Consider the following 19,139-nt stretch of genomic DNA (forward strand, 5'->3'; position numbering starts at 1 on the left):
GGGGCCCGCCCGCTCACACCCCGGCCGGGTAGGTCTCCATCTCGCCGGGGGTGGTAAGGGCGGGCAGCGGGTGCAGGGCGGTCGCCTCGTCGCACCAGATGAACGCGTCGTACCGCTCGCCGAGCCGGGTCGGCACGTAGTTGCCCCAGGACTCGAAGCTCGGGTCGTAGACCACCCCGATGGCCCGATGGTCGGCCTCGCCGGTCACCCATTCCGGCTGGTCCGGGCCGCCGAAGACCAGCACCGCCCGCTCCGGCATCAACTCGTGCAGCCGCCGCTCCACCGAGCCCTCCCGGGCCGGCGGCACCACCAGCGCCTCGGCCGGGGAACCCCAGCGCGGCGCGGCGATCACCGTCCCCCGGTAGCTGCCGAAGCCGACCAGCGCCACCGCGTCCCGGCCGTGCCGTTCCCGGCCCAACTGGCCGATGTTGACCATGCCGTCCGCCGCCATGTCGGTGGCCCGGGCGTCACCGACGTGGGTGTTGTGCGCCCAGACGATGCCCCGGGACCCCGGCCCGTAGCGGTCCAGCAGCCGGTCGAGGGTGTCGGCCATGTGGGTGTCCCGGACGTTCCACGACTCCGGCCCACCGCCGACCATCGCCCGGTAGTAGCGCTCCGCGCCGGCCACCACCTCCGCGTTCTGCCAGGCCGAGAAGCGGTCCGGGCCGTCCGCGGCGGCCTGTTCCCGGGTACGCGCCAGCAGCCGGATCACCTCCTCCTCACAGCGCGCCGAGACGAACCGGCTGGCCGTGCCGTACTCCTCGACCCGCTTGCCGTACGGCTCGAAGCAGCGGTACGCCTCCTGCGCCGCCTCCAGCGCGGCCGGGTCCTCCTCGCCCAGGTAGTCGAAGATGGCCTGCATGGACTCCCAGAGGCTGTAGACGTCCAGCCCGTGGAAGCCGGCCCGCTCCCCCTCGGGGCGTTCCAGGTTCCAGGCCCGCAGCCAGCGGCTGAACCGGGCCACTTCGGCGTTCGACCACATCCAGGTGGGCCAACGTTCGAACCGCTCCAGCGCGACCATCGGGTCGGCCAGCCCGCCGGGAGCGCCCACCACCGAGCGGTGCACCCGGTCGCAGTCCGGCCAGTCCCCCTCCACCGCGACGAAGTCGAAGCCCTGCTCGGCGATGAGCCGCCGGGTCAGTTGCTCCCGCAGCCGGTAGTAGTCGTAGCTGCCGTGCGTCGCCTCGCCGATCATGACGATGCGGGCGTCCCGGACGCGTTCCAGCAACGGGTCGAAATCGCTCGGCGCGCCGAGCCGCTGTACCAGCATGCCCGCGGCTACCCGGGACCCGCCCAGGCAAACCGTGATCCGTGGGCATGGCCGCGGGGAGAGCGGGTAGCCGGGCGGCATGACCGTCACCGGGGTGCAGTGGCAGGAGTTCCTGGCCGGGCTCGACTATCCGGTCTCCCGCGAGGACCTGGTCCGCTGGTGCCAGGAGAACGGTGGCAGCACCGAGATGTTGCAGATGCTCAAGGCGCTGCCGGTGGAGGAGTTCGACAGTCCCGCCGAGCTGGGCGAGGCGCTGAACACCCTCGCCTGAGCGTCGTTCACGCGGCGGCGCCTGGCCGCTCGCCTCGCGGCGGAACGGCGGCGGTCCTCCCGCTGCTGACGCCCGGCGTCGTGGCGGCCGGGCGGGCTCAGAGGTCGACGGTGCGGCCCTGGGTGCGGGCGGTCTCGGCGGCCTCGAGCACGGCCACCACCTCCCGGCCGAACCGGACGTCGCAACGGTGGTCCCGGGTGCCCGCCTCGACCTCCTCCAACAGCTGGTCGATCGCCGTGCCGAAGGCGGTGATCGCGCTTCCGTCACCAGGCGGCAGCTCCGCCGTCCCGTTGTCGCCGTAGAAGACGGACTCCTTGGCGGTCATCTCCGCCGGCGCGTCGAGGGTGAGGGAGATGGTGCTGGTCGGGCCGCCCTCGTGGGCGAGCAGCAGGTGCACCAGGCCGCGCGGCCCGTCCATCGCGGCGACCCGGGTGACCCGGCCGAGCACCGGCAGGATCAGCGAGAGCGCGTGCGGGCCGATGTCCCACAGCGCGCCGTGCCGGAGCCGCCAGGCGGAGTCACCGTACGGGCTGCCCGGCTGGAAGATCGACGCGAACCGGACGACCTTCGCGGTGTGCCAGCCCCCGGCCGAGGCGAGCGCGGCGAGTTCGGCGGCGATGTCCGGTAGGAAGCGGCTGGTGAAGAAGACCACCGAGGCCACCCCGGAGGCCTGCGCGGCGGCGACCACCCGGTCGGCCTCGGCGAGGCTCAACGCCAACGGCTTGTCCAGCAACAGGTGCTTGCCGGCGGTGGCGGCCCGGACGGCGATCTCGACCTGCACGTCCGGCGGCAGCGCCACGGCGATCGCGTCGCACGCGCCCAGCAGCGCGTCCACGTCGTCGAAGGCCGGTACGCCGTGTCGCGTGGCCAGCGCACCGGCCTTCTCCGGGTCGCGACCCCAGACCCCGGCCAGGGCGGCCCCGGGGTGGGCGTCGATGGCCGCGGCATGCGTCTCCGCCGCCCAGTGACCGGTGCCGAACAAGCCGAACCGCAGCACGAGTCCCCCTGCCGTCGTCGTCCGCCACGGCGTACGCCGGTGGCCGTGATCCACGCTAGTCGTCCGGCCCGCGGCATGCGGCCCCGACGCGTCGGGAGAGCCGGGCGGCGGTGGCTACTACGACGCTTAGTAGGCTGTGCCGGTGAACGGGACTGCGCCGGGACGGCGTCGATGACCAGCGCCACGGCGGCCGGCTCGCCGGTGGACGGAATCTTCGCGACGGCCTCGATCGTGCTGTCGCTCCTGATCGCGGTCTGGGCCCTGGTGGCGGCGCTGCGCCACCGGGCGCCGGACCGGCTCCAGTTCGCCGGCCTGGCGGTGCTGGAACTGGCGCTGCTCGCGCTCGCCGTGCTGGCGCTGGTCGCGCTCGGTGGCGGCGAGCGGCCGGGCGAGCCGGGGGCGTTCTTCGGCTACCTCGTGACGCTGGTCTGCCTGCCACCGCTGGCCTGGGTGCTGGCCCGGATGGAGCCGACCCGCTGGGGTTCGGCGATCGTCTGCGCCGTCTGCCTGGTCACCCCGGTGGTGGTGGTCCGCCTGCAGCAGACCTGGGAGGTCCTCGGTGGCTGAAACCAGGGCGCCGGAGCGCGCCACCAACAAGGGGCCGGGCCGGCTGCTGATCGCCGTCTACATCCTCTTCGCCATCGCCGCGACCTCGCGGGCGGGCCTGCAGATCGCCACCAAGTTCGACGAGGCGCCAGTGGCGTACCTGCTCTCCGCGGTGGCCGCGCTGATCTACATCGTGGCGGCGGTCGGGCTGGCCCGGGCCGGGCACGCCGGCCGCCGGGTGGCGCTGGCCTGCTGCTCGGTGGAGCTGGTCGGGGTGGTGGCGGTCGGCATCCTCAGCATCGCCGACAAGGAACTCTTCCCGGACGAGACGGTCTGGTCGGACTTCGGCAGCGGCTACGGCTACATCCCGCTCGTCCTGCCCATGCTCGGCCTCCTCTGGCTCTGGCGCACCCGCCACGACCCAGCCTGACTCCCGCCCCGCTCCGCCCGCGCCCGCCCGGATGGGCGCTCTTTCGCGGAAGGAGTGGTCATGGAACGCGGAATGGCCACTCCTTCGCCGAAGGAGTGGCCGTTCGCGGGGCGACGGGTCACTCAGTCCTTGGGACCGCCGGCGACGTAGATGACCTGGCCGGAGACGAAGGACGCGCCCTCGCTGGCCAGGAACGAGATGGTGTGCGCGATGTCCTCCGGGCGGCCGGTGCGGCGCACCGGGATCTCGGCGGCGGCGTGCTGCTGGAGCGCCTCGAAGTCGACCTTCATGCGGGCGGCGGTTGCGGCGGTCATGTCGGTGACGATGAAGCCCGGCGCGACCGCGTTGACGGTCACCCCGAACGGGCCCAGCTCGATGGCCAGCGTCTTGGTGAAGCCCTGCAGGCCGGCCTTAGCGGCGGAGTAGTTCGCCTGGCCCCGGTTGCCCAGCGCCGAGGTGCTGGACAGGTTGACGATCCGGCCCCACTTCCGCTCGACCATGTGCTTCTGCGCGGCCTGGCTGAACAGGAACGCCCCGCGCAGGTGCACGCCCATGACCGTGTCCCAGTCGGCCTCGGTCATCTTGAACAGCAGGTTGTCGCGGAGCACGCCGGCATTGTTGACCAGCACGGTCGGCGCGCCCAGCTCGGCGGCGACCCGCTCGACGGCGGCCTCCACCTGGGCCCGGTCGGAGACGTCGGCGCCGACGCCGAGCGCCCCGCCGCCGGCGGCGGCGATGGCGTCCACGGTCTCCTTGGTCGCCGCCTCCTCGATGTCGACCACGGCGACGGCCATGCCGTCGGCGGCCAGGCGGCGGGCGGTGGCCGCCCCGATGCCGCGCGCGGCTCCGGTCACGATGGCGACGCGGGGCTCCTCCGACATGATTACCTCCCGGTAACTTGAGCTCGATCGAAGGAGCTTAACCCCCGGTCCGGCCGTCAGAACTCATTGCCCCGGCAGATCCGGATCCACCGGTAGCCGTAACCGGATAGCTTGAGCTGGTCCAGCTTGCCGACGTCCTCGTAGTTGCGGTCGGTGAGCACGTCGATCGGCAGGTCCGCCTCGGGGGCGAGGACGCTCAGGTCGACCTCGACGTCCTCGGTGCCGAGGTTGTGCAGGAAGACCATCGTCCCGGTCGGGCCGTCGGCCCGGTGCGCGAGCACCCCGGGCGGCATCGGCACGTCGATGTGGCTGGTGGAGCCGGTGCCGATCTCCGGGGCCTCCCGGAGGGTACGGATCATCCGCTCGAACCAGCCCAGCAGCGAGCGCGGGTCCTTGCGCTGGGCGGTCACGTTGACCCGCTGGTAGCCGTAGTCGCCCTTGTCGACCACCGGCCGGACCAGCTTCTCCGGGTCCGCGGTGGAGAAGCCGGCGTTCTCCTTGTACGACCACTGCATCGGGGTACGGATCGCCTGCCGGCCGGGCAGCGACAGGTCCTCCCCCATGCCGATCTCCTCGCCGTAGCGCAGCACCGGCGTGCCGCGCAGCGAGAACTGGAGCGCGTACGCCAGTTCGATGCGGCGCCGGTCGTTGCCGAGCATCGGGGCGAGCCGGCGGCGGATGCCCCGGCCGTAGAGCCGCATGTCCTCGTCCGGCCCGAACTGCTCGTACACCTGGTTGCGCTGCTCGGCGGTGAGCCGGGACAGGTCGATCTCGTCGTGGTTGCGCAGGAAGGTGGCCCACTGCCCGCCCTCGGGCAGGGCCGGGGTGTCCCGCAGCGCCTCGATCACCGGCTCCGGGTCCTGCCGGGCCAGGGCCAGCATCAGCCGCCCGTTCATCATGAAGTCGAAGAGCATGTGGATCCGGTTGGCCGAGCCGCCGCTGTCGCCGAAGTAGGTCGGGAGCTGGTCCGGTTCGACGTTCGCCTCGGCCAGCAGGACCGCGTCGCCGCGCCGCCACTGCACGTGCTGACGCAACTCGGTGAGGAAGTCCATGTCCTTGGGGGAGTCCGGGTTGCCCGGCTCGGTCAGCTCGATGATGAACGGCACCGCGTCCATCCGGAAGCCGGAGACGCCGAGCTGGAGCCAGAAGGACATGATCTTCTTGATCTCGGCGCGGACGTCGGGGTTGGCCACGTTGAGGTCCGGCTGGAACTTGTAGAAGCGGTGGTAGTACCAGGCCTTCGCGGTCCGGTCGTAGCTCCAGGTCTCGTTCTGCTCGCCGGGGAAGACCATGCCCTGGTGGCGGTCCGGCGGCGCTTCGTCGCTCCACACGTACCAGTTGCGGTACGGGGAGTCGGGCGAGGATCGGGCGGACTGGAACCAAGGGTGCTCGTCCGAGGTGTGGTTGACCACCAGGTCGATGATCACCTGGATGCCCCGGTTCTTCGCCTGGTGCAGCAGCTCGGCGAAGTCGCCGAGGGTGCCCAGCTTCGGGCTGACGTTGTAGAAGTCGGTGGCGTCGTAGCCGTCGTCCCGGTTGGGCGACGGATGGATCGGGTGCAACCAGAGGCAGGTCACCCCGAGCCGGGCGAGGTAGTCCAGCCGGCCGATGAGGCCGCGGAAGTCACCCACCCCGTCGCCGTTGGAGTCCGCGAACGTGTCGACGTCGAGGCAGTAGACGACCGCCTCCTGGTACCACCTGTCACCCATGCCGGGTTTACTTCTCCGGTTCGTTGACAGGGCAAACCCGTGACCCTCCCGCACGGCCCGGTACGGTGCCGGGATGAGCGCCGACACCGTAGCCGTCGACTGGTCCACCGGCAGCTGGCTGAACCCACCGGAGCGGGCCGACTCCTCCGGCCCGGACCTGCTGGTCGAGCCGCGCGGGGGCAGCGACTTCTGGCGGCGGACCAGCTACGGCTTCGTGCACGACGACGGGTCGGCGCTGCTGGCGCCGTTCCCGGTGGACAGCGCCGTGGAGGTGAGCTTCCAGCTCGACTACGCCGCGCAGTTCGACCAGGCGGGGGTGCTGGTCCGGGTGGACGACCGGCGCTGGGCCAAGGCCGGGGTGGAGGTCAGCGACGGCCAGCCGCAGGTCGGCGCGGTGGTCACCGACGAGCGGTCGGACTGGTCGGTCGCGCCGGTGCCGGAGTGGTCCGGGCGGGAGGTCAGCGTGCGGGTCAGCCGGACCGGCGACGCGCTGACCGTCCGGGCCCGGGTGGCCGACGAGCCGTGGCGGCTGGTCCGGGTCGCCCCGCTCGACCCGGCGGCCGCGGCGTCGGCCGGGCCGTACTGCTGCTCGCCGAGCCGGGGCGGCCTGGTGGTCCGCTTCACCGGCTGGCGGCAGGGACCAGCGGACGAGGCGCTGCACCCGGAGGGCTAGTGGGGCCGGTCACCGTAAGGTGTGACCGACCTGCCGCGGGGTACGTGTCTCCGATCCCCCGACGCCGCGCGGAAGGACGCCCATGGCTCTCGCCCAGAACGTCGACCCGAACCAGTTCAGCGGGCTGACCGGGTGGGTGGCGACGGTCATCGACTCGCTGGGCGCCGTCGGGGTGGCGCTGCTGGTCGCCCTGGAGAGCGTCATCCCGCCGATCCCCAGCGAGATCGTCCTGGCGATGGCCGGCTACCTGGCCGCCGAGGGCCGGTTCAACGTGGTGCTGATCGTGCTGGCCGCGACGGCCGGCTCGCTGCTCGGTGCGCTGGTGCTCTACTGGCTCGGCGCCGCGCTCGGCGAGGAACGGCTGAAGCGCTGGCTGGACCACATCCCGCTGGTGGACCGGGAGGACCTGGAGAAGGCCGACCGCTGGTTCGAGCGGCACGGGAGGTGGGCGGTGCTGATCGGCCGAGTGGTGCCCGTGGTCCGCAGCCTGGTGTCCGTCCCGGCCGGGGCGAACCGGATGCCGCTGGGCGAGTTCGTGCTGCTCACCACGATCGGCAGCGGGGTGTGGAACGCGTTGATCGTCGGGCTCGGCTTCGTTCTCGGCACCCGCTGGCAGGAGGTCGACCGGTACAGCCACTGGTTCAACTACGCGATCTTCGCGGTCTTCGCCGTGATGATCGCGAGCTGGGCGGTGAAGAAGGTACGCCGGCGGCGCGACCGGCGGTCGGTGACCGCCGGTCGCTGACCCGCAGGCTCTCAGTACTGCGCGGTGATCGAGGTGAACTCCCAGGTGTTCTGGGAGATGCCGGAGCAGTTGGAGACCACGCCGCCGCCCGGGCAGGGCCGGTCCCGGTTGACCGACCAGAAGGTGAACCGGGCGAGCCCGCGGGCCTTGGCCCAGTCCCGGATCTGGGTCCAGGTGGCCGGCGAGGTCAGCTCCTGCTGGTCGGAGAGGCCGTTCATGCCGGAGATGCCCAGGTGGGCGTAGGCGGTGGCGTCCGACCAACCGAACGCGGTCTTGAGCGCGTTCTTCAACCCCTCGGCGGCGTTCACCGTGCTCTGGTACATGTTCGTCCCGCCACCGAAGTCGAACGGCATGATGGTGAAGACGTCGATGTTGGCCTGGAGCGCGGCGGCCTGATTGATCAGGCGGGTGCCCCACCAGGACGGCCCGCTGGTCGACGTGCCGATGGTGACGATGGTCCGCAGGCCGGGGTTGTTCTGCTTGACGATCTTCAGGGCCCCGAGGATCCGGTCCTGCACCACCTCGTTCTCGAACTCGTCGGTGTTCTCGATGTCGATGTCGATCGCCTTCAGCCCGTACGCGTTGATGACCTGCTGGTACGCGCCGGCCAGGGCGCTGGCCGAGGAGCAGTTCGGGCCGAGCTTGTTGCCGCTCCAGCCGCCGAACGAGGGGATCACGTCGCCACCAGCGGCCCGGATGGCGGCGATGGTGTTGGCCCAGGTGCTGCCGGTGAGCGAGCCGGTGCCGTCCCAGGCCGGCGTGCAGCCGCCGCCGGAGAGCACGAACGCGATGGTGAACCATTTGATCCCGGTCGCGCCCATCACCGTCGACGGCGCGGGCGGGTCGCCCCAGCCCGGGTAGAGGTAGGGCGCGGCGGCCATCGCGCCGCCGCCCCCGCCGGTGCAGCCGGTGGTGCTGCCCGACACCGCCGCCGACTTGGCCGACTCGCCGCTGGCGTTGTACGCGGTGACCGTGTAGCTGTGCCCGGTGCAGGCGGCCAGCCCGGAGACGGTGGCCGAGGTGCCGGCGACGGTGGCCTTCACGCTGCTGCCCTCGTATACCCGGTAGCCGCTGACCGTGCCGGAGACGGCGTTCCAGGCCAGCGAGATCGAGGTGTTGGTGGCGCCGGTGACGCGCAGGCCGCCCGGGGTGGCCGGGGCTCCCGGGGTGCCGCCGCCTCCGCCGGTGCACGGGCCGCCGTTGACGGTGCAGTTGGTCGGGTTGCCGGTGCCGCTGACGATGAAGCCGAAGGTGGTGCTGGCGCCCGGGGCGAGGGTGCCGTTCCAGGACTGGTTGACGGCGGTGACGTGCTGCCCGGAGGTGCTCAGCAGCGCGTCCCAGTACGAGCCGACGGTGCTGCCGGCGGGCAGGTCGAACTGGACGTTCCACGAGGAGATGCTGGCCGAGCTGTCGTTGGTGACGGTGAACTTCGCCTCGTACCCGGTGTCCCAGCTGGACGTGCGGACGAAGGCGGCGGTGGCGGCGGAGGCGGGTGGCGCGGCCAGCACGGTGGCCGCCACCAGGGCGGTGGCGAGCGCGGCGGCGAACGTCGCCGCGCGGGCGGAGCGGAGTCTCACGGCGTCCTCCAGGGACGGGGGCGGGAGGTATTCATGACCGTCGACGTTGCCGCTCATTATTAAGAGTGTTAACTGTTTCTGTCCAGAGGCGGGTTCGGATGCGAGGAAGGGCCCCTTGTCAACCCCTGGTGCGGGCAAAGGGGCCCCTCCTCACACCTCAGTGACGGAAGGTGGACCAGTTGACGCAGGTCACCTCTGGTAGACCGCCACGTAGTCGACCACCATCGGCCTGCCGGAGACGGTGGAGCGGGTCGGGGTGGTGTGACCGGCCACCCCGTTCGGGAAGGCCCCGCCGATCGCCACGTTCAGCAGCAGGAAGTAGCCCGCGTGGTCGGTCATCTGCGACCAGTACGGGTCACCGACCTGGGTCTGGCTGACGGTGTGGAAGAGTTGACCGTCGACGTACCAACGCAGCACCTGGGGGCTGACCGAGGCGTCCCACTCGAAGCGGTAGGTGTGGAACGCCGACTGGCAGGTGCTGCCGGGGCAGGCCCGGGTGTTGCCCAGGCCGTTGGTCTCGTTGCACGGCCCACCCGGATTGACGCCGCAGTGCAGGGTGCCCCAAACCTGGTTGAGCCCGTTGACGTTCTCCATCACGTCGAACTCACCGATGCCCGGCCAGTTCTGGTAGTTGCCCCGGTAGGGCGAGCCGAGCGCCCAGAAGGCCGGCCAGTAGCCGTCGGCCTGGGTGCCGGTGACGTCGGGCATCTGGATCCGGCCCTCCAGGGCGAGCACTCCCCCGGGCGCCGGCTTGAAGTCGGCGCGGACCGTCTCGATCCGCGCCGAGGTCCACCGGCCGGCCCGGTCCTTGAGCGGGGTGATCCGCAGGTTGCCGGCGCCGTCCTGGCTGAGGTTCGCGGTGTTCGACGTGTACGTCTCGACCTCGCCGGTGCCCCAGCGGGCCGGCCCGCCCGGGTAGCTGGTGCCGTTGTCGATGATCCAATTGGTGGACGATGGCAGGGTGCCGGCCGCGCCGGTGAAGTCGTCGCTCCACACCAGGCTCCAGCCGGACGGGGGCGGTGGAACGGCGGCGTGCGCGGTCATCGAGACGGCGGCCACCGCGGTGGTGGTGGCGAGCACGGCCGCCGCCAGGGAGAGCCGTCGGCGCGACCGGCGCGCGACGGAGGGGGCGGCGATTGCCGCCGGGACAGGACTCATCGGGGGTGCCTCCCTGGGGGACGGGGCGTGAGAGCGCTCTCTGACGGCGTTTTCTACGCCCCCGCCTGCACCTTGTCAATGAAAACCGACGGTTCCGGAACCACGCCGGACGCAGCGTGCCCGCGGGGTCAGGAGGATTCGCGGACCAGCGGGAAGGGGAGGGTCTCGCGGATCGAGCGGCCCGTCAGGAGCATCACCAAGCGGTCCACGCCGAGGCCGAGGCCGCCGGTGGGCGGCATGGCGTACTCCAGCGCGGTGAGGAAGTCCTCGTCCAGCTCCATCGCCTCCGGGTCACCGCCGGCCGCCTTCAGCGACTGCTCGGTGAGCCGGCGCCGCTGCTCGGTCGGGTCGACCAGCTCGGTGTACGCGGTGCCCAGCTCCATCCCGAACGCGACCAGGTCCCACCGCTCGGCCAGCCGCGGGTCGCGCCGGTGCTGCCTGGTCAGCGGGGACACGTCGGTCGGGAAGTCCAGGTAGAACGTCGGCACCTCGGTCCGCGCCTCGACCAGCCGCTCGTACAGCTCCAGCAGCACCGCGCCGCGCTCCCAGCGCGGGTCGTACGGCACCCCGACCGCGTCGCAGAACTTGCGCAGGGCCGCGACGTCGGTGTCGGCGGTGACCTCCTCGCCCAGCGCGGCGGAGATCGCCTCGTTGACCGTCCGCGCCGGCCACTCGCCACCCAGGTCGACCAGCTCGCCGCCGGGCCGGCGGGCCACCGGCGCGCCGTGCACCGCCGTCGCCGCCGCCACGATCAGCTCCCGGGCCAGCGCCCGCATGTCGTGGTAGTCGGCGTACGCCTGGTACGCCTCCAGCACGGTGAACTCCGGGTTGTGGGTGGCGTCGACGCCCTCGTTGCGGAACGCCCGGCCCAGCTCGTACACCCGCTCGACGCCGCCCACGGCCAGCCGCTTCAGATACAGCTCGGGCGCGATCCGCAGGCTCAGCCGCAGGTCGTACGCGTTGCTGTGGGTGACGAACGGGCGGGCGTTCGCCCCGCCGTGCACCCGCTGCAGGATCGGCGTCTCCACCTCCAGGAAGCCCCGCCCGACCAGCGAGGAACGCAGGCTGTGCAGGGCCGCGCCGCGGGCCCGCAGCAGGTCCCGGGCGTCGGCGTTGATGGCCAGGTCGAGGTAGCGCTGCCGGACCCGGGCCTCCGGGTCCGCCAGCCCGTGGTGCTTGTCCGGCAACGGGCGCAGGCACTTGGCGGTGAGCTGCCAGTCGGCCACCCGCACCGACAGCTCACCGTGCCGCGTCGCGTACACCTCGCCGGTGGCGCCGACGTGGTCGCCGATGTCGACGGTGGCCCGCCAGCGGTCCAGGTCGTGCTCCAGCATCAGCTGGAGGTCGCCGCTGCCGTCCCGGACGGTGGCGAAGAGCACCCGGCCGTGGTCGCGGACCAGCATCACCCGGCCGGCCACCGCCACGGTCTCTCTCGTGCCGGTGTCCGGGGCCAGCCCGGCGTGCCGCTCCCGCACCGCCGCGCAGCTCTCGGTCCGCGGATAGCCCACCGGGTACGGGTCGACGCCCTCGGCGCGCAGCCGGTCCAGCTTGGCCAGGCGTACCCGGACCTGCTCCGGCCGCGGCGCCGGAGCCGGCTCCGGCGGGACGGCCCGGACCGTCGCGGCGGCCGGCGGCACGAACCCGACGCCACCACCGGCCGGCGGCACCCCGTGCAGCGGGGTGGGTCGGCCGCCGGGCAGGGCCAGGAAGCCCTCGGCGGCCGCCGCCGCAATGCCCACCCGGGCCAGCTCCCGGCGCTCGGCGAAGCAGAGGTAGCGCGGCGTCCAGTGCGGCTGGTACTTGGCGTTGGACAGGTAGAGCGACTCCAGCTGCCACCAGCGGGAGAAGAAGAGCAGGGTGTGTCGCCACAGCCGGATGACCGGGCCGGCGCCGATCCGGGCGCCCTGCTCGAACACCGAGCGGAACGCCGCGAAGTTCAGCGACACCCGTTCGACGCCGATCCGGGGACCCGCCGCGAGCAGCGCGGTCACCATGAACTCGGTGATCCCGTTCTCGGCGCCACGGTCCCGGCGCATCAGGTCCAGCGACACCCCGTGCGCGCCCCACGGGCTGAACGACAGCAGCCCGCGTACCCGGCCCTCGCCGTCCCGCGCCTCGACCAGTACACAGTCACCGTCGGCCGGGTCCCCGAGCCGGCCCAGCGCCATCGAGAAGCCCCGCTCGTGCTCGGTGTCCCGCCACGACGTGGCCAGGTCGGCCAGCCCGGCCAGCTCCTCCGGCGGGATCTCCGCGTGCCGGCGCACCCGGGCGGTGTAGCCGGCCCGCTCGACCCGGTGCACCGCCTGCCGGACCGGGCGCATGTCCCGCCCGTCCAGGTCGAACTCGCGGGTCAACAGGATGGCCTCGTCGCCGAGCTGGAGCACCTTGAGGCCGTGCCGGTGGTACGCCCGCGCCCCCGCCTCGCTGGCGCCGAGCACCGCCGGGGTCCAGGCGTACTCGCGGGCCTGGCCGAGCCACGCCTCGATGGCCGGACCCCACGCCTCCGGGTCGCCGACCGGGTCGCCGCTGGCCAGGCTGACCCCGTTGACCACCCGGTAGGTGATCGCCGCCTTGCCGCTCGGCGAGAAGACGGCCGCCTTGTCCCGGCGGGTGGCGAAGTAGCCGAGCGAGTCCCGGTCGCCGTACCGGGCGAGCAGCTCGCGGATCCGCTCCTCCTCGTCCGGGTGCAGCACCGCGTTCGCCCGCTGCGAGCGGACCAGGGTGAACAGGCCGGCCGCGAAGCTGATCGCGCCGAACCCGCCGAGCACCAGGTTGACCCAGCCGGGCGCGTGGCCCCGCCGGGTCAGGTCCAGCGTGATCGCGCCACCGAACACCTTCTCGACCGCGTACCCCAGCCGGTCCGACCAGGTGTGCAGGCTGCCCGGCTCGACGAGGAGCAACAGGTAGCCGAGCCCGACGGAGAGCACCGCCAAGCCGAGGAAGACGCCGAGGGCCCGGAACGTGCTGCCGCTGCGGACCCGCGCGTAGAACTCGCGGCGGGCGGCCAGCAGCAGGGCCAGCGCGCCAGCGGCGAAGACGATGCCGACCCAGACCCCGACCGTCTCCAGGGTGGTGAACAGCCGCTCCCCGGCGTCGTCGGTGAGGTCGTTGCCGCCGACGGTCAGCAGCAGCACCGCGGCCAGCAGGCCGACCAGCAGGGTGAGGCTGAAGTACGCGACCAGCACCCAGTACGCGAGCCGCTTGCGGCGCAGCACCGCCGAGGCGAGGGTGCCCAGGAAGACCGCGTACGCCAGGTTGGCCGGCGCGGGCACCAGCAGCGCGTCGATCGCCTTGCGGACCGGCTGGAACTCCAGGCGGGCGGCGCTGCTCACCGCGGCGAGCGCGCAGACCACCGCGACCACCCAGAGCAGGGTGGCGAAGGCCCTCGGCACCTGGCGTTGCCAACCACGGCCGGTACGCCGGACGTCGCCCACCTTCGATGCCGCCGTGCTCGGGGTCAACGCAGCCTCCCTCGCTGCCGGTGACCGACGCGCCGGGCGCCGGGCCGGGCCCATCGTAGTCACGGGATTCCCGCCGGAACCCGCGTCGTGCCCGTGAAGTCGCTGAGAGAAACCTGGGCGCGGACGTCCCCCGTCCGGGTCGGACCCGCAGGCCGGCGTTTCCCCCAACGGACACGGTGGGTAACAGTCTGTCGACGCGGCGCGGCACGGCGCCGCGAGGCAGGAAGCGGACGGTGATGGCGATGAGCGGGTCAGTGGCCGAACGGGAACGGAGCGCCGCACCGGGCGGCACCGACCTGCTGACGGTCGGCGTCGAGGAGGAGTTCCTGTTGGTCGACCCGCACACCGGGGCGGCCGTGCCGGCGGTCGACCTGGTCATGGAGCAGGTGCCGGCGGAGCTGCGCGGCCAGGTGGAACGCGAGTTCCAGACCAGCCAGATCGAGATCGGCAGCCCGCCCGGGCTGGAGCTGACCTCGATCCGGCACTCGCTGGGGATGCTCCGCGCCGAGCTGGCCGACGCCGCCGAGCGGGCCGGCGTACGGCTGCTGGCGATCGGCACCGGGCCGGTGGACGGGCCGGTGCCGCCGGTGGTGGACAAGCCCCGCTTCGACCGGATGATCGAGCGGTTCCGGCTGCTCGTGCCCGGCCCCGGCAACAACGGCATGCACGTGCACGTCGGCATCCCCGACCCGGAGATGGGCGTGCGGGTGCTCAACCACGTCCGTCCCTGGCTGCCGATCCTGCACGCGGTGACCGCCAACTCCCCATTCGCCAAGGGCGCGGACACGGGCTACGCGAGCTGGCGCTCGGTCGAGTGGGAACGCTGGCCGTCGGTGGCGCCCACCCCCTACCTGGATTCGCACGAGCACTACGAACGGTTGATCCGGCAGCTCATCGCCAGCGGGGTGATGCTCGACGAGGGGATGCTCTACTGGTACGCCCGGCTCTCCGCGAAGTACCCGACCGTGGAGATCCGGATCGGCGACGTCTGCCCGTCGGTGGACGACGCGGTGCTGGTCGCGGCCCTGGTCCGGGCCCTGGTGGCGACCGCGATCACGGAGATCGCCGACGGGCGCCCGGCCATCAACACCGACCACCACCTGCTGGTCGCCGCGCACTGGCGGGCCGCGCACGACGGGCTGGAGGGCGAGGGCGTCGACCTGACCGACGGCGAGCTGCGCCCGGTCTGGGAGCTGCTGGACCGGTTGGTCGACCGGGTCCGCCCCGAGCTGACCCGGCACGGCGACCTCGACCAGGTGACCGACCTGCTGGGCGGGCTGCGCCGGCACGGCAGCGGCGCGGCGCGGCAGCGGGCGGTGTTCGCGCGTACCGGCCGGCTGGTGGACGTGGTGACCGACGTGGCCCGGCAGACCCGAGGCTGACCGCGCCCGCGGCCGGCCCCGGGCGTGACAGGATGGGGCTCGTGGCGGAGCGGCTGATCGTCGTCGGCGGGGACGCGGCCGGGATGGCGGCGGCGTCCCAGGCCCGGCGCCGCCGGGACCGGGACGACCTGGAGATCGTCGCCTTCGAGCGGGGGCACTTCACCTCCTACTCGGCCTGCGGCATCCCGTTCTGGATCAGCGGTGTGGTGCCGGACCGCGACCAGCTCATCGCCCGCGACCCGGGGACCTTCCGGGAGAAGTTCGACATCGACGTCCGGCTGCGGCACGAGGTCACCGCCATCGACCTGGACCGCCGCGAGGTCGTCGCGCGGGACCTGGCCGGCGGCCGCGAGGTCCGCGAGGGCTTCGACACCCTGGTGTACGCGACCGGCGCGGTGCCGGTGAAACCCGACTGGGCGCGCGGCGGCGTCGCCGGGGTCTTCGGCATGCAGACCCTGGACGACGGCAGCGCGCTGCTCGACTGGCTGGAACGCGACCCCCGGCCCCGGCACGCGGTGGTGGTCGGCGGCGGCTACATCGGGGTGGAGATGGCCGAGGCGCTGGTCACCCGCGGGCTCACCGTCAACCTGGTCGAGCAGGCCGACCAGCCGATGTCCACCGTGGACCCGGACATGGCCGAGCTGGTCGCCGACGCCATGCGGGGGGTCGGCATCGGCATCCGTACCGGCCTGCGGGTGACCGGCCTCGAGGAGCGGGACGGCCGGATCGCCGCGGTGGTCACCACCGAGGGGCCGATCCCGGCCGACGTCGTGGTGCTGGGGCTCGGGGTACGCCCGAACACCGCCCTCGCGAAGGCCGCCGGCCTGCCGCTCGGACCGACCGGCGGGGTCCGCTGCGACCGGCGGATGCGGGTGCCCGGGGTGTCCGGCGTCTGGGCGGCCGGTGACTGCGTGGAGACCCTGCACCGGGTCAGCGGCATGCCGGTGCACGTCCCGCTCGGCACCCACGCCAACAAGCAGGGCCGGGTCGCCGGGATCAACATCGGCGGCGGGTACGCCACCTTCCCCGGCGTCATCGGCACCGCCGTCACCAAGGTCTGCGACCTGGAGGTGGGGCGGACCGGCCTGCGCGAGCGGGACGCCACCGCGGCCGGCTTCGAGTTCGTCGCGGTGCTGGCCGAGTCGACCAACCGGGCCGGCTACTACCCGGGCGCGCGGCCGATGACCGTCAAGCTGATCGCCGAGCGGCCCAGCGGCCGGCTGCTCGGGGCGCAGATCGTCGGCTGGTCGGAGGCGGCCAAGCGGATCGACACGCTCGCCGTGGCGTTGTGGAACGGCATGACCGTGGACGAGATGACCGCGCTGGACCTCGGCTACGCCCCGCCGTACGCCCCGGTCTGGGATCCGGTGCTGCTCGCGGCCCGCAAGGCCGTCGACGCCCTCGCCGGCACCGGCCGCCGATAGCGCCTGTCGTCTTTCGTGTGCAGTTGTTGTCGCTGGGGCGACAACAAACGCACCCGAAGTCGGCTGGGATCGACCGGATGCGGGTGCCGGATGACGACGCGTCGGGGTTGGCGTGGCTGCTGTTCGCGCAGTCGGGGGTGCTGACCTGGGCGCAGGCGACGGCGGAGCTGAGCCCGGCGAAGGTACGGCACCTGCTGGCCAGCGGGCGCTGGCAGCGGGTGTGCCGAGGGCTCCTGCGGGCGGCCCCGGATGGTCCGTTCAGCCGGGACCAGCAGTGGTGGGTCGCGGTGCTGGCCGCAGGTGAGGGAGCGGTACTCGCCGGGCTGGCCGCCGCCCAGGCCGGCGGGCTGCGCGGCACGTGGCGGTGCGAGACCGTCGATGTCCTCGTCCCGCACCAGCGTCGCGCCGCCGACCTGCTGCGCCGGCTGCCCCTGGGCCTGCCGGCGGTACGGGTGCGCCGGGTGCGCGAACTACCGGACGTCGACCGGCAGCGCGGCCGACCCGACCGCACCAGCATGGCCCGGTCCCTGGTGGATGCGGCGCAGTGGGCGCGAACCGATGAGGAGGCGCAGCAGCTCCTCGCGGCCGGCTGCCAGCAGCGGCGGGCGACCCCGGCGGAGGTCAGGGCCGTGCTCGCCCGGCTGCCGCGTGCCCGTCGCCGCGCCCTGATCGGGGAGACGCTGCGGGACGTGGCCGGCGGTGCGGAGGCGCTCTCCGAGATCGACCTGGTCCGGCTCTGCCGGCGGCACGGACTGCCGGTGCCGGACGGCCAGGAACGCCGCCGGGACGCCGACGGGCGGACGCGCTATCTGGACGCGTACTGGCGACGCTGGCGGCTGCACGTCGAGGTGGACGGCGCGCACCACATGGACGCCCGGAACTGGGCGGCGGACCTGCGCCGGCAGAACCGGGTCTGGATCGAGGGGGACCGGATCCGCCGGTTCACCGCCTTCGACGTCCGTCACCGCCCCGCCGACGTGGTGGCGCAACTCCGCGCGGCTCTGACGGCGGCCGGCTGGCAGCCCTGAGCCGCTGTGGGTGCAGTTGTTGTCGCTGGGGTGACAACAACTGCACCCGAAGTTCTTTGTCGGGGGGCGGGGTTAGCGTGTGCGCGCTGTCGTTGCCGGGTCCGGCACTTTCCCTCGGAGGCATCCCCATGTCGCAGGAGACGACCTACCTCGAACTGTCCGAAGTGGACGGTGGTGCGCACAAGTTCTACGAGGTGGCGGTGGACGACACCGCAATGACCGTGCGATACGGACGGATCGGCGACCAGGGCCAGGTGAAGACCTCCAGCTATCCGGACAACGCCCGCGCCCGGGCCGCCGCCGCGAAGAAGATCGGCGAGAAGGTCCGCAAGGGGTACGCCCCGGCGGTGCGCGGCGCACGCCAGAAGCGGGCGGTGTCCCGCCGGCAGATCGTCAGCACCCGCTCCACCGCCCGCACTGCCCCGGTCCTCTGGCGCTACCACTCGGGCGCGCCCGCGTTCGGCATCTTCATCGACGGGCAGACCTGCATGGTCGGCAACGAGCACGGGGTGATCACCACGTTGGACCACGACGCCCGGGTGCTCAACCAGGTCCGGCTCCCCGACGGGGTGAAGTGCATCGTCGCCGACGACGCCTGGATCTACGCCGGCTGCGACGACGGCAACGTCTACGACCTGTCCGGCAAGGTGCCCCGGGTGGCGTATGCGATCGCCCCGGACATCGACATCTACTGGCTGGACATCCACGACGGGGTGCTGGGCGTCTCCGACCGCGAGGGCGGCATCGCCGCGATCGACCACGAGGACGAGTTCCTCTGGCGCCGGCCGGGGCGGGGCCGGTCCGCCTGGATGGTGCGCTGCGACACCGACGCGCTCTACCACGGCCACTCGCAGGGGATCACCGGCTACGACTGGCGTACCGGGCGGGAGCTGTGGCACACCCGGACCGGTGCGGTGCTCTTCGGCTGGCAGGAGCGGGACACCGTGTTCGCCGGCACCGGCACCCGCGAGGTGGTGCGGCTGCGCAAGGACGGGCGGGCCGAGCGGACGTACCGGTGCGACGCCGCGGTCTTCTCCTGCGCCACCGCCGAGGGCGGCCGGTACGTCTTCGCCGGCGACAGCGCGTCCTCGATCTACTGCTTCGACGAGGCCGGCAACCGGCTGTGGAAGCTCGGCACCGGCTGCGGCTCGGCGTACTCGATGCAGTACCACCAGGAGCGGCTCTACGTGGTCACCACCAGCGGCCACCTGGCCTGCATCGACGCCAGCGAGCCGGCGATCCGGGCCGCCGAGGCGGGCAGCGTGCCCGAGGTGGTCGACGTCAAGGCGCCGGCCCGGCTGCCCGAGCCGGCCGCCTGGACCTCGATGGAGGTGACCACCGACGACCGGTCCGGCGTGGTGGTGCAGTGCGTCGAGCAGGGCGGCCGCCTGCGCATCCACGTCCTCTCCGACGGCTACCACCGCGACTGGTCGGTGCAGTTCCCCAAGGGCATCCGCGAGCCGGGGGCGCGCTACCTGGTCACCGAGGTCCGGCAGTCCGGCCGCGGCGGCTTCTACCGGGCGTACGGCGACATCCGCCGGCTCCGCTGAGAGCTCCGGTCCGGGGGCGGTGCGGGACCGCCCCCGG

15 protein-coding genes and 1 pseudogene are annotated in these 19,139 nt (G+C 72.9%); 9 read left to right on the forward strand and 7 right to left on the reverse strand.

Translation table 11 applies throughout. The features are described from left to right. Window positions 1-13: 13 nt before the first annotated feature. Window positions 14-1,270 carry an erythromycin esterase family protein gene (locus ACZ6S5_RS21325; protein ID WP_466002946.1) on the reverse strand — a complete coding sequence of 419 codons (1,257 nt, stop codon included), beginning with the start codon at window positions 1,268-1,270 and terminating at the stop codon, window positions 14-16. 79 nt (window positions 1,271-1,349) lie between these two features. Here ACZ6S5_RS21325 and ACZ6S5_RS21330 point away from each other — a divergent pair, with 79 nt between their 5' ends. Beyond that, a complete protein-coding gene (locus tag ACZ6S5_RS21330) occupies window positions 1,350-1,541 on the forward strand; it encodes a DUF2795 domain-containing protein (RefSeq protein ID WP_123243051.1) in 192 nt (63 codons plus the stop codon). Window positions 1,542-1,638: 97 nt separating this feature from the next. Here the strand turns inward: ACZ6S5_RS21330 and ACZ6S5_RS21335 are convergent, their stop codons facing one another. Next, window positions 1,639-2,538 (reverse strand): Gfo/Idh/MocA family protein, encoded by a 900-nt coding sequence (locus tag ACZ6S5_RS21335; protein ID WP_466003076.1) that lies wholly within the window; start codon window positions 2,536-2,538, stop codon window positions 1,639-1,641. 171 nt (window positions 2,539-2,709) lie between these two features. Between ACZ6S5_RS21335 and ACZ6S5_RS21340 the strand changes: the two genes are divergently transcribed. Both ACZ6S5_RS21340 and ACZ6S5_RS21345 read left to right on the forward strand, forming a co-directional pair. Continuing rightward, on the forward strand, window positions 2,710-3,105 hold the full coding sequence (locus ACZ6S5_RS21340) for a hypothetical protein (protein WP_466002948.1): 396 nt from the start codon (window positions 2,710-2,712) through the stop codon (window positions 3,103-3,105). Next, window positions 3,098-3,514, forward strand: coding sequence for a hypothetical protein (locus tag ACZ6S5_RS21345; RefSeq protein WP_466002950.1), 417 nt, complete (start codon window positions 3,098-3,100; stop codon window positions 3,512-3,514). Before ACZ6S5_RS21340 ends, ACZ6S5_RS21345 begins: the two co-directional genes overlap by 8 nt. 122 nt (window positions 3,515-3,636) lie before the next feature. Here ACZ6S5_RS21345 and fabG read toward each other — a convergent pair whose 3' ends face one another. Beyond that, window positions 3,637-4,395 carry a 3-oxoacyl-ACP reductase FabG gene (gene fabG, locus ACZ6S5_RS21350; protein WP_466002952.1) on the reverse strand — a complete coding sequence of 253 codons (759 nt, stop codon included), beginning with the start codon at window positions 4,393-4,395 and terminating at the stop codon, window positions 3,637-3,639. Between the two features lie 56 nt (window positions 4,396-4,451). Then, complete coding sequence (locus tag ACZ6S5_RS21355) at window positions 4,452-6,104, reverse strand: alpha-amylase family protein (RefSeq protein WP_466002954.1); 1,653 nt, start codon at window positions 6,102-6,104, stop codon at window positions 4,452-4,454. Window positions 6,105-6,177: 73 nt separating this feature from the next. On the opposite strand from ACZ6S5_RS21355, the gene ACZ6S5_RS21360 reads away from it, so the two are divergent. Both ACZ6S5_RS21360 and ACZ6S5_RS21365 read left to right on the forward strand, forming a co-directional pair. After that, on the forward strand, window positions 6,178-6,777 hold the full coding sequence (locus ACZ6S5_RS21360) for a DUF1349 domain-containing protein (protein WP_466002956.1): 600 nt from the start codon (window positions 6,178-6,180) through the stop codon (window positions 6,775-6,777). 82 nt (window positions 6,778-6,859) lie between these two features. Continuing rightward, complete coding sequence (locus tag ACZ6S5_RS21365; protein ID WP_466002958.1) at window positions 6,860-7,522, forward strand: DedA family protein; 663 nt, start codon at window positions 6,860-6,862, stop codon at window positions 7,520-7,522. 11 nt (window positions 7,523-7,533) lie between these two features. On the opposite strand, the gene ACZ6S5_RS21370 is transcribed toward ACZ6S5_RS21365, so the two are convergent. From ACZ6S5_RS21370 to lysX, 3 genes and pseudogenes are all read right to left on the reverse strand, one after another. Continuing rightward, window positions 7,534-9,156, reverse strand: coding sequence for a cellulose binding domain-containing protein (locus tag ACZ6S5_RS21370; RefSeq protein WP_466002960.1), 1,623 nt, complete (start codon window positions 9,154-9,156; stop codon window positions 7,534-7,536). A 135-nt stretch (window positions 9,157-9,291) separates the two neighbouring features. Further along, window positions 9,292-10,257 (reverse strand): annotated as a pseudogene (locus ACZ6S5_RS21375) (glycoside hydrolase family 16 protein); the annotation flags it as partial. Window positions 10,258-10,385: 128 nt separating this feature from the next. Then, a complete protein-coding gene (gene lysX, locus ACZ6S5_RS21380; protein WP_466002962.1) occupies window positions 10,386-13,718 on the reverse strand; it encodes a bifunctional lysylphosphatidylglycerol synthetase/lysine--tRNA ligase LysX in 3,333 nt (1,110 codons plus the stop codon). Window positions 13,719-13,951: 233 nt separating this feature from the next. Here lysX and ACZ6S5_RS21385 point away from each other — a divergent pair, with 233 nt between their 5' ends. The 4 genes from ACZ6S5_RS21385 to ACZ6S5_RS21400 all read left to right on the forward strand — a co-directional run bounded on the left by ACZ6S5_RS21385 (window position 13,952) and on the right by ACZ6S5_RS21400 (window position 19,102). Continuing rightward, window positions 13,952-15,100, forward strand: coding sequence for a carboxylate-amine ligase (locus tag ACZ6S5_RS21385; RefSeq protein ID WP_466002964.1), 1,149 nt, complete (start codon window positions 13,952-13,954; stop codon window positions 15,098-15,100). Between the two features lie 41 nt (window positions 15,101-15,141). After that, window positions 15,142-16,524 carry an FAD-dependent oxidoreductase gene (locus tag ACZ6S5_RS21390; RefSeq protein WP_466002966.1) on the forward strand — a complete coding sequence of 461 codons (1,383 nt, stop codon included), beginning with the start codon at window positions 15,142-15,144 and terminating at the stop codon, window positions 16,522-16,524. 77 nt (window positions 16,525-16,601) lie between these two features. Next, the gene (locus ACZ6S5_RS21395; protein WP_466002968.1) at window positions 16,602-17,552 is read left to right on the forward strand and encodes a hypothetical protein; all 951 of its coding nucleotides are present in this window, start codon (window positions 16,602-16,604) and stop codon (window positions 17,550-17,552) included. 128 nt (window positions 17,553-17,680) lie between these two features. Next, window positions 17,681-19,102: a WGR domain-containing protein gene (locus ACZ6S5_RS21400; RefSeq protein WP_466002970.1), complete on the forward strand. Its 1,422-nt coding sequence runs from the start codon at window positions 17,681-17,683 to the stop codon at window positions 19,100-19,102. Window positions 19,103-19,139 lie beyond the last annotated feature (37 nt).

The sequence above is a fragment of the Micromonospora sp. NPDC051924 genome (assembly GCF_055586005.1).